Origin of the sequence: Achromobacter insuavis (genome assembly GCF_902859645.1) — a bacterium.
In the GTDB taxonomy this organism is placed as follows: Bacteria; Pseudomonadota; Gammaproteobacteria; order Burkholderiales; family Burkholderiaceae_B; genus Achromobacter; species Achromobacter insuavis.
Genome location: NZ_CADIJR010000009.1, coordinates 79,581 through 94,303, shown reverse-complemented (window position 1 = coordinate 94,303; position 14,723 = coordinate 79,581). Strand labels below are relative to the sequence as shown.

Genomic DNA, 14,723 nt, shown 5'->3' with positions numbered 1-14,723 from the left:
GCGCTACACCGCACAGTGTAATGTAAGCAAAGGAAAACATCCGTACTTACCCTGTGCCCCGCCCCGGTACGATGCGCCCTTGGCCGCCCGCGGCCCACCCTGACAGGAATTCTCCGTGACCGTCGTCCGTTTGCGCGGGCTGCCCGCCGCCCTGCTTCTCGCGTTCACTCCCTTCGCCGCGTCCGCGGCGGCCGGCATGGATTGCGGCCAGGCCCGCACGCCCACCGAAAAGACCCTGTGCGCCGACAGCGCGCTGCACCAGCTCGACGCCGAACTGGGCGCGGTCTACGGCAAGCTGCGCGCGGCCCGGCCGCAGCAGGCCGACGCCCTGCGCCAGGCCCAGCGCGGCTGGCTCAAGCAGCGCAACCTGTGCGGCGCCGACAGCGACTGCCTGCGCCAGCGCTACGAGACGCGGCTGGCCGAATTGCAGGGGCAGCTGCGGCGCGCCCAGGGCTACGCGCCCGACGCCACCGACAGGCTGGCGCTGGAAGACCTGCGCCAGGCGGTGGCCGCGGCCCGCCTGAAGGATCCCGAGATGCCGCTGGAGTCCGCGTTGGCGGCGCTCTCGGTCAAGACCGAAGCCACCACTTTCTCCAATGTGCGCGCCGCCGACGGCGATGACCTGGCGCGCCTGCCCGCCGAGCGGCCGGCGGGCGTGACCGAGGACGAATGGCGCGCCGTGCTGGCGTCCGGCCTGGACGGCGACAACGACGCCGAAGGCGGCAACGTCTCGTACACCCTGCTCGACCTGGACGGCGATGGCCAGCGCGACCTGGTGGTCGACACCTACATCGGCGGCACCGGCCTGTTCTCCGACGTCGGCGCGCTGCGCCGCGACGGCGCGCGCTTCGTTCCCGCCGATGCCAACGGCGCGCCGGACGCCGGCGGCTCGCTGTACACGATCAACGGCCGCGGCGCCAACCAGTCGGGCGACTGGATCCGCCTGCGCGGCCGGGTCTACGCCACCTATCGGGTCGGCAACTACGGCGAAGACCGCCTGTATCTGTTAAGGCCGCTGCGCCGCGTGGGCGATGCGCCGACGCTGACCGTGCGCTATCACTATGACCTGTCGGTGCCGCGGCAGCAGAAGCGCCCGGACACGGGCGCGGTCAGGACGCTGGACGAGACGCTGCACGCGGCGCTGACCCATGCGCTGGCCGGCCTGCCGCCCGGCCCGGCCAAGGGCGACGCCCCTGGCGACAAGCCGCTGTGCCCGGTGCCGGCCGGCACCAGCCTGGACGAGCGCGAGACCTACAACGGCTACGGGCCCGGCCACTACAGCTACGAGACCGTCGGCGACCTGACGGTGCGGGTCGGCCCGCAATGCTACGTGGGCCGGGTGGTGGACTGGTTCGGCGGCTACAGCGCCAAGGCCGGCCTGGCGGCGCAGCTCTGGATCCGCGATCCCGACCCGGGCGGCAAGCAGGACGCGTTCGACCTGCGCGGCAAGCGCCGCGCGGTCGATATCGACACGTCGATCGGCCCGGTGCAGGGCGACAACGGCGTCTAGGGCCGGCGCCAGTGGCGCGCCGCCAGCGCCAGCAGGCGCTCGTCGGCGCCCTCGGCCGCCACCAGTTGCAGCCCCACCGGCAGCCCGTCGACCCAGCCGGCCGGCAGAGCGATGGCCGGCAGGCCCAGCAGGTTCCACGGATTGGTCAGGCCCAGCAGGGTCTCGCGCACCCCGGCGCTGCCGGGGCCGGCCACGCTGCGCTGCTGCAGCGCGGGCGCGGTGATCGCCACCGCCGGCAAGGCCAGCACGTCCACCCGTTCGAAGATCCCGGCGAACACCGTGCGCAAATGGGCCCGCGTCTTGAGCGCGCGCACGTACTCCCAGCCTTGCACCGGGCGCGACGCGCGCAGGCGCTCCAGCACCTCGGGATCGTATTTGCCGGACTCCTGCTCGACCCGTTCGGCGTGCACTTCATAGGCTTCCGAACGCTGCACGGCGCCCAAGGCCGCCTGCAGCGCGCGGGCGTGGCGGGTGACCTCGGCGCCATCCTGCAGCACGCCGCCGAAGCGCTCGGCCGCGGCCCGCGCGCACGCGGTGACCGCCGCGTCGTCGATGGCGAACGGCGCGTTCGGCACCCACATCATGCGCGGCGCCGCCGGGCCGGGATCGGCGCCCAGGCCGATCGCGCCGCCGGTCAGGGCCTGCATGAAGACCTGCGCATCCTCGACGTGATTGGCCAGCACGCCGGCGTCCTCGATGCTGGGCGACAGCGGGAACAAGCCGCGCGCCGAGACCCGGCCGTGGGTCGGCTTGAAGCCCACCAGGCCGCACAACGCCGACGGCACGCGCACCGAGCCGCCGGTGTCGGTGCCCAGCGCCACCGGCACCATGCCGGCCGCGACCGCGGCCGCGCTGCCGGCGCTGGAGCCGCCCGTGATCTGGCTGGTGCGCCAGGGGTTGCGCGAGGCGCCCTGCACGCTGCGGTCGCCGGTGGGACCGTAGGCGAATTCATGCGTCAGGGTCTTGCCGATGACGATGGCGCCGGCCGCGCGCAACAAGGCCACGCACTCGGCGTCGGCCTCGGGCCGGTGGCCGAGGAAGTGCGCCGCGCCCATGGTGGTGGGCATGTCGCCGGTGTCGACGTTGTCCTTGATGGCGACGGGGATGCCGTGCAGCGGTCCGCGCACCTGGCCCCGGGCGCGCTCGGCGTCCAGCGCGCGGGCCGCGGCCAGGGCGGCCTCGACGTCGACATGCACGAAGGCGTTGACGACCGGGTTCAGGCGCTCGATGGCGGCCGCCGCGTGGCGCACCAGCGCCTCGGCGTCCAGCGCGCCCTGGCGCATGGCGTCCTGCAGATCGGCCAGACTGCGGCCGGCGAAGAAGCCGGGTTCCACGGCCAGGGCCGGGGCGGAATTCGATTGGGGGTTCATTGCGCGGCTCCCTGGCGGCTGGCGGGCAGGCGCGGCCCGACGCCCGGGCGCACCTGCAACATGGCGATCATACCGACCGCGGTGGCGACCGAGGCGGCCACGAACATCACCGAGTAACCGTGGCGCACGGCCAGGTAACCGGTCAGGGTCGGCGCCAGGATCGAGGCGATATTGGCGAAAAAATGCATCAGGCCGCTGAAGGTGCCGACGCGGCTCGCGGGCGCGGTGTCGATCACCACGGCCCAGTAGACCGAGTTGGGCATGGCGTTGAGCGCGTTGGCCAGCGTCATCAGCGCGATCACGGCGAACACCGACTGCGCCTGCGACACCAGCAGGAAGCACAGCGTGGTGGCCAGCAGGCAGCCGGCGGCGAACCAGCTGCGGGCGATCTTCAGGTTGCCGGTGCGCCTGGCCAGCATGTCGGAAATGCGGCCGCCCAGCAGCACGGTGACGCAGGCGCCGGTCCAGGGAATCATGCCCATGTACCAGAGCGACGACAGGCTGTAGCCGAAGGTGTCCTGCAGGTACTTGGGGGTCCAGGTCAGCAGCAGGAAGTTGACGTAGTTGAACGAGAAATACCCCAGCGTGTTCAGCAGCAGCGTCTTGCTGCGAAAGAAGCTCCACCACGGCAGCGCCGGCGCGTCGGCGCCCTGCCCGGCCGCCTGCTCGGCGCGCGCCGCCTGGATCTCGCGCAGTTCGGCCGGGGACACGCGCGGGTTGGTGTCGGGCCGGTCGGTGAAGATGCGCATGAACAGCACCAGCACGATCAGGCCGGCCGCGCCCAGGATGTAGAACATGGCGCGCCAGCTGCCGGTCAGGCTCAGCAGGCCCACCGCCACCGGCGCCGTCAACAGCGCGCCCAGCGGCGTGCTGAGCAGGCCGAAGCCGACCACGAAGCCGCGTTCGCGCGGGGTGGCCCAATTGGCGATGGTCTTGTTGATGATGGAGTACGCCGGGCCCTCGGCCGCGCCGAACAGGATGCGGATGGTGGCGAAGCCCGCCAGCGCCGAGCCGCCCAGGAAGGCCAGGCCGAAGTCGCCGGCCCAGGCGGTGGCGATCTCGAAGATCGACCAGGTCACCCCGGCCACGATCCAGACCTTGCGCGGGCCGAAGCGGTCGGCCAGCATGCCGCCGAACAGCGCGCCGACCATGTAGCCGTAGCCGAAGTAGCCCAGCACGGCGCCCCAGTCGCCGCGGTCCAGGCCGTATTCGCCGGTGATGTGGGCGGCGGCGTAAGACATGGCGCCGCGGTCGATGTAGTTGATCAGTGCCAGCAGCACGACCATGGTGAAAATTCGGTAACGGAACCGCGAGTTCCGGGATTCAAGAGTCATTGCGATCAATCCAGTCGATTTACCCAAACGTTTGGGTTGCGCAATGCTAAGGGGTCGGAAAACAAAAATCGACACCGTGTAAACCCTAGGTTGCCGCGAAAGGCCCTAAGACGGTATTCGGGCGTGTATCCTCCAGCCCCATGAACAAATCCCGCCCTGTCACGCTGCAAAGCCTGGCGCGGCAGCTCGGTCTGAACGTGTCGACCGTGTCCCGCGTCCTCAACGGTTCCGACGACGACGCGCGCGCCGCCGCCGCGCCGGACACGGTCAAGCGGGTCCGGGCGCTGGCCGCCGAACTGCAATATCGGACCAACCCCCACGCGGCCAGCCTCAAGACGCGCCGCAGCCGCACCATCGGGGTGCTGGTGCCGCGCCTGTCCGACATGGTGCTGGCCACCATCTACGAAGGCGTGGACGAGGCCGCCGCCGAGCACGGCTACCTGACCTTCGTCTCCAACACCCAGGACGAGCCCGACAAGCAGCGCAAGCTGATCGACATGGCGCTGGCGCGGCGCGTGGACGGCCTGATCCTGGGCGACGCCCACAGCCACGACGGCGCGGCGCCCAATCCGCTGCTGGCCGAGCTGGCGCAGCGCGACGTGCCGTTCGTGCTGGTCAGCCGCCACGCCGACGACCACTGCGCCGTGACCTGCGACGACATCGAGGGCGGCCGCCTGGCCGCCGAGCACCTGCTGGCCATGGGCCACCGGCGCATCGCGGTGATGGTGGGCGAACCGTTCGCCAGCACCGGCCGCGACCGCTCGGCGGGCTTTTTCGCCGCCTGTGCGCGGCAAGGCGTCGAGGTGCCCGCCGACTGGCGCATCGAGAGCCCATTCGACACCGACGCCGGCCGCCAGGTCGGCGCGCGCCTGCTGGCCGGTCCGGACCGCCCCACCGCCATCTTCGCGGTCAACGACTTCCTCGCGGTGGGCGTGATGGGCGCGGCGCGCGAGCAGGGCCTGGAGGCCGGCCGCGACGTGGCCGTGGTGGGCTACAACGACACGCCGCTGGCGGGCGCCCTGCCCATCGGCCTGACCACCGTCCATTCGCCGATGCACCAGATGGGGCGGCTGGGACTGGAACTGCTGCTGCAGAAGATCGACGGCGGCGCCCCGGCCAGCGTGCGGCTGGCGCCGTCGCTGGTGGTGCGCGGCAGCAGCGACCGGCCGATACCGGGCTGAACCGCGCCGGCAGGCGCAAACACCGGCCACATGTCCGACCGCCCGGCCCGACGGGCCGCGACGATCGCCGCCCTCCTCCCCCTCACGCCGGCTTGACCGCCCGCGTCGCCAGGAACGTCGGCACGTACCCGTCGATCACGAACCGCGGCCGCGGCTGCCGGTCTTCGTGAAAGCCCGCCAGCAGGAAGCCGGCGTCCAGCTGGCCGCCGATCTGGTCCTGCAGGCTGTGGCCGAACACCAGGGCCTCGCCGCGGTCGCGCTTGGCCTGCAGCGCGGCCGCATCGAGCGCCGTGATGTCCGCGTACGGCAAGGCATACACCGGCCGGATCAGGCCGTCCGCGGCATAGCGCGGGTCGCGGTCGCCGACGAACACCACCGGGTTGTAGAAGCTCGACAGCAGGCTGCCGCCCGGGCGCAGCACGCGAAAACACTCGCGCCACACCGGCCGCACGTCGGGCACGTAGAGGTTGGAGATCGGGTGGAACACCACGTCGAAGGACTGGTCGGCGAAAGCCGACAGGTCGCGCATGTCGCCCTGCACGGCGGTCAGCGCCAGGCCGTCGCGGCGGGCCACGGCGCGGTCCTGTTCCAGCTGGCGCGCGGACAGGTCGAACACGGTGACGTCGGCGCCGGCCGCGGCCAGCACCGGCGCCTGCTGGCCGCCGGCCGAGGCCAGGCAGAGGATGGACAGTCCCTTCACCTGGTCGAGCCAGCCGGCCGGCAAGGGGCCGGGCGTCAGGCGCACGGCCCAAACGCCGCGGCGGGCGGCGGCGATGATGTCGGGGGTGACGGGGCGCGACCACTCGCAGTCCTGCGCGGCGAGTTGGTCCCAGGCGGCCTGGTTGTGGGCGATGAGGTCGAACGGATCGTTTGCGGGCATGAAGCCTCCGGAGTCGTGATGCGGACTGGACCGCGCGGGGCGCGGCTGGCAGGCGGGCACAAGGGCCCGGCGTGGAGACCCGGCATCACGCACGGCGCGGCCCGCTCGTCGGGCTAGGCGGGCGCGTCAGCGGATGGGGTCGCTTCAGGCAGCGAGGATCACGTCGTCATACTCCGGTGGAATCGCGGCCATTCTAGCAGCCCCGGCCGCCAAGGCGCTGCGCGGGCCGCGATATCATGATGGCCCCAAGACTACACCTCCCGATCCAGGCAGCCACGCCATGAGCACGCCCTCCCCCACGCTCGTCGACATCGGCGGCAAGCGCGTCCTGCAATTCGACGCGGCCGGCCCCGCCCTGGCCACCGGCCAGGACACCAACGACCTGATCAGCGCCGCCTGGGAGCACGAAGCCGAATGGCTGGCGCTGCCCGCCGCGCGCGTGCATCCCGATTTCTTCCGCCTGGAAACGCGCATCGCCGGCGAGCTGATCCAGAAGTTCGTCAACTACCGTTTGCAGTGCGCGGTGGTGGGCGACATTTCGGCCTATCTGGCGGACAGCAAGTCGCTGCGCGACTTTGCCTACGAGACCAACCGCGGCCGCGTGTTCTGGATGCTGGATGACATGGCGGCGCTGACAGCGCGATTGACGGCAAGCCAGGGCTGAACGCGGCGGCGCCGGCTACCCCACCGTCCGCTCGGCCTCCAGCGGATGGAAACAGGCCACGACCCGCTCGCCCTGCCCCATCAGCGCCGGCACCTGCTGCCTGCAATCGGCCTGCGCCCGCGCGCAGCGCGGATGGAAGGCGCAGCCCGGCGGCAGGTGCGTGGGCGCGGGAATCTCGCCCTCGATGCGCGCCAGCCGGATGCGCGCCCGCGGGTCGGGCACCGGCGAGGAGTCGCGCAGCACCCGGCTGTAGGGATGCAGCGGCCGGTCCAGCACCTGCGCGGTCGGCCCGCGTTCGATGATGCGGCCCAGGTACATGACGCAGACCGTGTCGCAGAAGTGGCGCACCACGCCCAGGTCGTGCGAGACGAACACGAACGACAGGCCGCGGTCGCGCTTGAGCCGTTCCAGCAGTTGCAGGATCTGCGCCTGCACCGATACGTCCAGGGCCGATACCGGCTCGTCGGCCACGATCAGCTCCGGGTCCAGCACCAGCGCGCGGGCGATGCCGATGCGCTGGCGCTGGCCGCCGGAGAACTCGTGTGGATAGCGGTCCAGCGCCGACAGCGGCAGGCCCACTTCCTGGATGGTCTGCTCGACCTTGGCGCGGATCCAGGCGGCGTCGCCGCGGCGGTGCACGCGCAGCGGCTCGGCCAGCGCCTGGCGCACCGTGCGGCGCGGGTTGAGCGAGGCGTAGGGATCCTGGAACACGATCTGGATGCGCTGGCGCAGCGCCCGCAACGCGGCCGCGCCGGCCTGGCGGATGTCATGGCCGTCGAACACGATGCCGCCCTCGTCCGGCTCGATCAGCCGCAGCAGGGTGCGCGCCACCGTCGACTTGCCGCAGCCGGACTCGCCCACCAGCCCCAGCGACTGGCCGCGCGCGACGCTGAACGACACATCGTTGACCGCCCGCACCGTCTGCCGGGGCCCGCCCAGCCAGCCGCCGCCGCTGTCGAAGCGCTTGACCAGATTGCTTACCTGCAACAGCTCGCTCATGCCACGTCCTTGTACGGTTCGGCGCGCACCACGCAGCGCACCTGGTGTCCCGGGCCGATGGCGGCCAGCGGCGGGCGGCTGCTCTCGCAGCGCGCCTCTTTCAGGCGGCAGCGCGGCGCGAAGGCGCAGCCGGCGGGCATGGCCGTGATCGCCGGCACGCCGCCGGGGATGGATTCCAGTTCCTGGTTGTCGGCGTCCACCCGCGGCATGGCGCGCAGCAGCGCCTCGGTGTAGGGGTGGGTGGGCCGCGCGAACAGCGTGTCGACGTCGGCGGTCTCGACCACCTCGCCGGCGTACATCACGGCGACGCGATCGGCGATCTGCGCCACCACGCCCAGGTTGTGGGTGATGAACAGCACGGCCATGCCGTGCGCCTCTTTCAGGTCCGACAGCAGGCTCAGGATCTGCGCCTGGATGGTCACGTCGAGCGCCGTGGTGGGCTCGTCGGCCAGCAGCACGCGCGGCTTGCAGGCCAGCGCCATGGCGATCATGACGCGCTGGCGCATGCCACCCGAGAACTGGTGCGGATAGTCGTCGAAACGGCGCGCGGCGGCGGGGATCTTGACCTCTTCCAGCACCGCCAGCGCCTGGCGCCGCGCCTCCTTCCACGACACGCGCCGATGCAGCCGGATGGCCTCGGCGATCTGGTCGCCCACCGTCATGGTGGGGTTCAGGGACGTCATCGGCTCCTGGAAGATCATGGCGATGGCCTCGCCGCGCAGCTTGCTCATCTGCTTTTCGGACAGGGCGGTCAGGTCCTGGCCATCCAGCAGCACCTGGCCGCCGCCGTGGCGCGCGCCGGCGCCGGGCAACAGGCGCAGCACCGACAGCGCGGTCACGCTCTTGCCGCTGCCGGATTCGCCGACCACCGCCAGGGTTTCATTGCGGCCGACGCTGAGCGACACGTCGCGCACCGCGGCGTGCCAGGCGCCGCCAGCGCGGAATTCGGTGCGCAGCGCGCGCAGTTCCAATACGGGAGCTTGGGTCTGGGGGTTCATGAACGCTCCGAACGCAGCTTGGGATCGATGGCGTCGCGCAGCGCGTCGCCCAGCAGATTCAGGGCCAGCACGGTCAGCAGGATCGCGACGCTGGGGAACACCGTCAGCCACCAGGCGTCCAGGATGTTCTCGAAGCCCTCGCGAATCATGCCGCCCCAGGTGGCCGCCGGTGGCGGCACGCCCAGGCCGATGAAGCTGAGCGAGGCCTCGGTGCGGATGGCCGAGGCCATCCACAGCGAGCCCAGCACCACCACGTCGGACACCATGTTGGGCAGGATGTGCACGCCCATCAGGCGCAGCGGACCGTAGCCCAGCGCCCTGCCCGCCTCGACGAAATCGCGTTGCTTGAGCGCGATGGTGGGCGCGCGCGCCACCCGCACGAACGGCGCGATCTCGGTGATGGCGATGGCGATGATCAGGTTCTCCAGGCTGGCGCCCAGCATCGCGGCCACCATCAGGCCCAGCAGCAGCGTGGGAAACGACAGCAGCACGTCGACCAGGCCCATGATCAGCTGGTCCACCAGCCCGCCGACGTAGCCGGCCAGGATGCCGAGCGCCGAGCCGATGCACATGGCGATCAGGATGGCGACGAACCCCACCAGCAGCGACACGCGGGCGCCGTAGATCAGGCGCGACAGCACGTCGCGGCCGTAGCTGTCGGTGCCCAGCCAGAACTCGGCCGAGGGCGGCTCCAGGCGGTAGGCGATGTTCTGCTGCAGCGGATCGTGCGGCGCCAGCCAGGGCGCCAGCACGGCGGCCAGCACGATCAGCAGCAGCAGGCCGATGCCGACCCACGACAGGCGGTTGCGGGACAGCGCCTGCCACAGGGCATTGGGGCGCGCGGGAGAAGCGGCGGCGATGGCGCTCATTGGTATTTCACCCTTGGATCGACCAGCCCGTACACCAGGTCGGTCAGCAGATTGACGACGATCACGCACGACGCGAACACCACCATCAGCCCCTGCAGCAGCGTGTAGTCGCGGCTGTTCAGGGCGCCCAGGATCAGCTTGCCCAGGCCGGGGCGGTTGAACACGATCTCGGTCAGCACCGAGTTGCCGATCAGCGTGCCGAAATACAGCCCCACCACGGTGACGATGGGGATCAGCGCGTTGCGCAGGCCGTGCCGCACCACCAGGCGCCAGGGCCGCACGCCCTTGGCGCGGGCGGTGCGCACGTAGTCCTCGCCCATCACGCCCAGCATCGATGAGCGCGTCACGCGCATGACATAGGCCATCATGATCAGGCCCAGGTTGAAGGCCGGCAGCACCAGGTTGCGCAGCTGCGAGCCCCAGTCGCTGCCGCCGCCGCTGCCGATCACCGGGAACCAGCGCAGCTGGATGGCGAACACCAGCAGCATCAGGATGGCCGACACGAAAGCGGGAAACGACAGCCCGGTCAGCGACAGCAGCCGGCCCAGGTAATCGGGCCAGGCGTTGCGGCGCAGCGCGGCCCAGATGCCCAGCGGCAGGCCGAAGGCCACGCCGATCAGGATGGCGGCGGCGGTCAGCTGCAGGGTCCACGGCAGCACCAGCGCCACTTCCTGCAGCACGGTGCGGCCGCTGGCCATGGAGACGCCGAAGTTGCCGGTCAGCATGTCGCCCAGGAAGCGGCCGTACTGCACGTAGGTCGGCAGGTCCAGGCCCAGCCGCAGGCGCAGCGCGGCCAGGGCCTCGGCGCTGGCCTGGTCGCCCAGCATGACGGCGGCCGGATCGCCCGGCACCAGCCGCACCAGGATGAAGACCGCGGTCAGCATCGCCAGCAGCGTGGGGATCGCCAGCAGCAGGCGCTTGATGGCGTAGCGCATCATGATGATTGCTCCTTGGCCGGCGGCGACATCAGCCGCTCGGCCCGCAGGTTGCCGATGGCGCGCGCGGTGTGCCCGCGCAGCGCCAGGTCCGCCAGCGCCGCGCCCACCACCGGCACCAGCTCGAAACCGTGGCCCGAGAAGCCGAAGGCGTGCAGCACGCCAGGCGCGTTGGGCGACGGGCCGATCACCGGCAGCATGTCGTCGGTCTTGGCTTCCAGCCCGGCCCAGACCCGCACGATGCGGATGTTGCGCACCGACGGGAACAGATCGGTGGCGGCGTGCGCGCCCTTGGCCAGCACCCGCATGCGGGCGGTGGAGGTCTCGCGGTCCAGGTCGGGAATGCCCTGCAGGCCGCCGCCGATCACCAGCGTGCCCTGGTCCGACTGCTTGAACGACAGCGAGCGGCCCATGATGGCCACCACCGGCTTGATGAAGGGCCGCAGCCGTTCGCTCACCATCATCATCGACGACTTGGTCGCCAGCGGAATGTCGTCGCCCGCCATCGCCGCGATGCGCGCCGACCAGGCGCCGGCGGCGTTGATGACGCAGGGCGCGATCCACGGGCCGGCCTCGGTCAGCACGCGCCAGTCCTGGCCCTGCCGTTCCAGGCCGGTGACGCCGCAGTGCTCGATGATGGTCACGCCGGCCTGCTCGGCGCTGGCGCGGAAGGCGCGCAGCGCCCGATGCGGATCGGCCGCGCCGTCGCGCCGCGCGATCGACGCGCCCAGGCAATGCGGGCTCAGGTCCGGCAGCAGGCGGCGCAGTTCGTCGGGGCCGATCAGCTCTTCGTGGGTGTAGCCGCGGGCGCGCAGGTCGGCGACGCGCGCCTCCAGCTTGGCCAGCGCCGCCGGCGTCTCGGCCACGCAGATCTGGCCGTTGGCGTGAAAGCCGCAGTCGTCGCCCACCAGCGAGGCCATGACGTGCCACATGTCCATGGCCTCCAGCGACAGGTCCAGTTCGCCCAGGTCGCGGTTCAGCGTGCGCACCCCGGCGGCGGTGGCGCCGGACGCGTGCCGGCCGACCCAGTGTTTCTCGATCACGACCACCCGCCGGCCCTCGCGCGCCACATGCAGCGCGGCCGACAGGCCATGCAGGCCGCCGCCGATCACGATCACATCGCAATGCCGTGCGCTCATGCCTGTTCTTCCTCGATGTCCAGCGATGCCAGTTCGCCCAGCGTCAAGGGCTTGAGCGGCGGGCGGATGCGGTAGAAGCCGACCTCGGCCACCGGCCGTTGCTGTTCGGCGGCGACGATGTGGGCGATGGTGTAGCCGCACTGGCGGCCCTGGCACGGCCCCATGCCGGCGCGGGTGTACGACTTGATCTGGTTGGGGCCGGGCTGGCCGATGGCGGCCGCGCGGCGGATGTCGCCGGCGGTCAGCTCCTCGCAGCGGCAGACGATGGTGTCATCGGACGGCGCGAAAATGCCGGCGCGCGGCGGGTACAGCGCGTCCAGCATCGGCCGCAGCCGCAGCAATCCGGCCAGGCGCGCGCGCAGCGGCGCCGCCAGCGCGTCGGCGGCCGGTTGCGCCAGGCGGCCGGCATGCAGCGCGATGCCCGCCGCCACCAGTTCGCCGCGCACGCAGGCGGCCTGCGCGCCGCCGATGCCGGCGCCGTCGCCGGCCACGTAGATGCCCGGCCGACTGGTCTGGCCCCACGCGTCCAGGTCCGGCGCCAGGCAGGCCTGTTGCGGGTTCCAGCTGTGGGCGCATTCGAGCGCGCGGGTCATGTGGATGGACGGCACCACGCCCTCGTGCGACAGCAGCACGCTGGCCGGCGCCCGGGCAGTGACGCCGCCGGCGGTGTATTCGATTTCCCGCAGCTGGCCATCGCCCAGCGCGCGCAGCGCCGTCACGCCGCGCACGCGCTTGACGCCGGCCGCGCGGATCTCGCGCAGCCAGGCCAGGCCCTTGCTGACGTCGCCCCAGGCCGCCAGCGCGTCGCCCAGCCACGGCAGCGCGCGGCGCCAGCCGCCGGGCGGCGAGGTGTCGAGCCAGCCCGCGACCTTGCCGCCGGCGCGCAGCAGCTGCGCCATGTACAGCAGCGGCAAGGGACCGCTGCCCGCCACCCAGACCGGATCGGCCGGCACCTGGCGCGAGGTCTTGAGCAGGATCTGCGCGGCGCCCACGGTCAGCACGCCGGGCAGGGTCCAGCCCGGGAACGGCGCGGGCCGTTCCTGCGCGCCCAGCGCCAGCACCACGCGAACGGCCCGCACCACCTCGGCGCGGCCCTGGCGCGTCATGTAGACATGCCAGTCGGGTTCGATCTGCCAGACCTGGGTGTCGGGTTCGTAGAACGCGCCACAGGCGCGGAAGCGTTCCGCCAGGCCTGCGCCGGCGCGGTACTCATCGCCCAGCAGGCGGCCGGTGGGCGTGGCCGCCACCGCCTCGACCGCGCGCCAGATCTGGCCGCCCGGCGCCGGCTGCTCGTCCACCACCAGCACCGTCAGGCCCTGCGTGCGCAGGCCGATGGCCGCGCTCATGCCGGCCGGACCGGCGCCGATCACCACCACATCGAATTCGCGTTTCATGGCAGCACGCTCCGCTTGCCGAACTGGCGCTGCACGCGCATGCCGTCGCGCACGGTGACCAGGCAGGTCTGGGTGGAGGCCACGCCGTCGACGATGGCCAGGCAGTCGAAGCACACCCCCATCATGCAGAACGGGGCGCGCGGGCTTTCGTGCACCGGCGTGGTCCGGCTGGCGGGCGTGGGCTGGCGCAGCAGCACCGCGGCCACGGTCTCGCCGGCGGCCGCGGTGACGGTCTCGCCGTCGATGGTGAGCGTCAGCGCGGGCGCGTCGGACTCAGGCAGTTTTCTGAACATTGAAGCGCTCATGGTGAAAGGCATCCAGGGAATCGAGCGGCGCGCCGCCGGCCAGCGCGCGGGCGTAGGGCCCGGCATGGAACGACGCCAGCGTCACGCCGGAATGGCAAAGCGCGATGGACACGCCATCGTGGGTCGGGGAATCGGCATAGACCGGGCCGCCGTCGGGCGTCATCACGCGCAGGCAGGACCAGTGGCGCACCAGCCGCGCGCCGGCCAGGCCGGGCAGAATGCGCAGCGCGTTGCGGCTCATGCGGGCGGCGGCGGCCGAGGTGGTGCCCAGGTCGTAGCCCACCTCTTCCTGCGTCAGGCCCACCATCACGGTGCCCTCGCCGGTCTGGCGCATGCCGCTGGCGGGCACCGGCAGCAGCGGCGCCAGGCGTTCGGTCACCAGGATCTGGCCTCGTTGAGGCCGCAGCGGCACATCCAGGCCGGCCATGGCGCCGAGCGCGGCCGAGCCGAGGCCGGCGGCGATCAGGAGGCGCGGCGCGCGGGCCCGCAAGGCGCCGGCGCTGACCTCGATACCGCCGCCCGGCAGGCGGGCGATGGCGGTCACGGCGTGGCGGTTGCGCAGTTGCCCGCCGCGCCGCAGGAAGGCGGTCTGCAAGGCGGCCAGCAGGCGCAGCGGATTGACGTGGCCGTCCTGCTCGCCGAAGCTGGCGCCGGCCACGGCGTCGCCCAGCCGCAGGGACGGAAAGCGGCGCCGCAATTCGGCGCGATCCAGGATCTGCGTACAGGCGGGGGCTTCGGGCGCCTGCCCGTGCCACTTGCCGATGCGCTGCGCGCGGCCGGCCAATTCGTCGTCGCTCAGGCAGAAGTGCAGCCCGCCGCGGCATTCGTAGTCCAGCGCGATGCCGCTGTCGTCCTGCAGCTGGCGGGCGAATTCGGGCCAGGCCTGCACCGCCTCGCGCGACAGGCGCTGGTAGGCGGGATAGCCGTGCCCCTTGCCCTGCAGCCACACGAGGCCGAAGTTGGCCTTGGCGGCGCGGTAGTCGGTGTCGGCGCCGTCCAGCAGCAGCACCCGCCGGCCCAGGTTCGCCAGGCCGTAGGCGGCGGCCGCGCCGACCATGCCGGCGCCCGCCACGATCACGTCGTAGTCATGCGCCATGGCCGGGCGTCCTTGCATCGTGTCCGGCCGCGCTATAACCTTCGCGACT

Annotated in this window: 14 protein-coding genes; 3 read left to right on the top strand and 11 right to left on the bottom strand. The window is 72.0% G+C overall.

Annotated elements, in window-relative coordinates:
- Window positions 1-115: 115 nt before the first annotated feature.
- Window positions 116-1,510, top strand: coding sequence for a lysozyme inhibitor LprI family protein (locus H0523_RS07665; RefSeq protein ID WP_231689896.1), 1,395 nt, complete (start codon window positions 116-118; stop codon window positions 1,508-1,510).
- Here H0523_RS07665 and H0523_RS07660 read toward each other — a convergent pair.
- A complete protein-coding gene (locus H0523_RS07660; RefSeq protein ID WP_054432093.1) occupies window positions 1,507-2,880 on the bottom strand; it encodes an amidase in 1,374 nt (457 codons plus the stop codon). The two genes, H0523_RS07665 and H0523_RS07660, sit on opposite strands and share 4 nt — an antisense overlap.
- Window positions 2,877-4,214, bottom strand: coding sequence for an MFS transporter (locus H0523_RS07655; RefSeq protein WP_054432096.1), 1,338 nt, complete (start codon window positions 4,212-4,214; stop codon window positions 2,877-2,879). Before H0523_RS07655 ends, H0523_RS07660 begins: the two co-directional genes overlap by 4 nt.
- 140 nt (window positions 4,215-4,354) lie before the next feature.
- Between H0523_RS07655 and H0523_RS07650 the strand changes: the two genes are divergently transcribed.
- On the top strand, window positions 4,355-5,395 hold the full coding sequence (locus tag H0523_RS07650; protein ID WP_054432098.1) for a LacI family DNA-binding transcriptional regulator: 1,041 nt from the start codon (window positions 4,355-4,357) through the stop codon (window positions 5,393-5,395).
- A gap of 82 nt (window positions 5,396-5,477) precedes the next feature.
- On the opposite strand, the gene H0523_RS07645 is transcribed toward H0523_RS07650, so the two are convergent.
- Window positions 5,478-6,275: a class I SAM-dependent methyltransferase gene (locus H0523_RS07645; RefSeq protein WP_054432099.1), complete on the bottom strand. Its 798-nt coding sequence runs from the start codon at window positions 6,273-6,275 to the stop codon at window positions 5,478-5,480.
- 280 nt (window positions 6,276-6,555) lie between these two features.
- On the opposite strand from H0523_RS07645, the gene H0523_RS07640 reads away from it, so the two are divergent.
- A complete protein-coding gene (locus tag H0523_RS07640; protein WP_054432100.1) occupies window positions 6,556-6,939 on the top strand; it encodes a DUF4180 domain-containing protein in 384 nt (127 codons plus the stop codon).
- A 15-nt stretch (window positions 6,940-6,954) separates the two neighbouring features.
- Here H0523_RS07640 and H0523_RS07635 read toward each other — a convergent pair whose 3' ends face one another.
- The 8 genes from H0523_RS07635 to H0523_RS07600 are packed head-to-tail and all read right to left on the bottom strand — an operon-like array spanning window position 6,955 to window position 14,674.
- A complete protein-coding gene (locus H0523_RS07635; protein ID WP_054432102.1) occupies window positions 6,955-7,938 on the bottom strand; it encodes an ABC transporter ATP-binding protein in 984 nt (327 codons plus the stop codon).
- The gene (locus H0523_RS07630) at window positions 7,935-8,936 is read right to left on the bottom strand and encodes an ABC transporter ATP-binding protein (protein WP_054432105.1); all 1,002 of its coding nucleotides are present in this window, start codon (window positions 8,934-8,936) and stop codon (window positions 7,935-7,937) included. Before H0523_RS07630 ends, H0523_RS07635 begins: the two co-directional genes overlap by 4 nt.
- A complete protein-coding gene (locus tag H0523_RS07625; RefSeq protein ID WP_054432107.1) occupies window positions 8,933-9,805 on the bottom strand; it encodes an ABC transporter permease in 873 nt (290 codons plus the stop codon). Before H0523_RS07625 ends, H0523_RS07630 begins: the two co-directional genes overlap by 4 nt.
- Window positions 9,802-10,743: an ABC transporter permease gene (locus H0523_RS07620; protein ID WP_054432109.1), complete on the bottom strand. Its 942-nt coding sequence runs from the start codon at window positions 10,741-10,743 to the stop codon at window positions 9,802-9,804. Before H0523_RS07620 ends, H0523_RS07625 begins: the two co-directional genes overlap by 4 nt.
- Window positions 10,740-11,879, bottom strand: coding sequence for an NAD(P)/FAD-dependent oxidoreductase (locus H0523_RS07615; protein ID WP_054432111.1), 1,140 nt, complete (start codon window positions 11,877-11,879; stop codon window positions 10,740-10,742). The genes H0523_RS07620 and H0523_RS07615 overlap by 4 nt, the downstream gene beginning before the upstream one ends.
- Window positions 11,876-13,273, bottom strand: a complete 1,398-nt coding sequence (locus H0523_RS07610; protein ID WP_054432113.1) for an FAD/NAD(P)-dependent oxidoreductase — start codon at window positions 13,271-13,273, stop codon at window positions 11,876-11,878. The genes H0523_RS07615 and H0523_RS07610 overlap by 4 nt, the downstream gene beginning before the upstream one ends.
- A complete protein-coding gene (locus H0523_RS07605; RefSeq protein WP_054432115.1) occupies window positions 13,270-13,566 on the bottom strand; it encodes a (2Fe-2S)-binding protein in 297 nt (98 codons plus the stop codon). The genes H0523_RS07610 and H0523_RS07605 overlap by 4 nt, the downstream gene beginning before the upstream one ends.
- A complete protein-coding gene (locus tag H0523_RS07600; RefSeq protein WP_054432117.1) occupies window positions 13,547-14,674 on the bottom strand; it encodes an NAD(P)/FAD-dependent oxidoreductase in 1,128 nt (375 codons plus the stop codon). The genes H0523_RS07605 and H0523_RS07600 overlap by 20 nt, the downstream gene beginning before the upstream one ends.
- Window positions 14,675-14,723 lie beyond the last annotated feature (49 nt).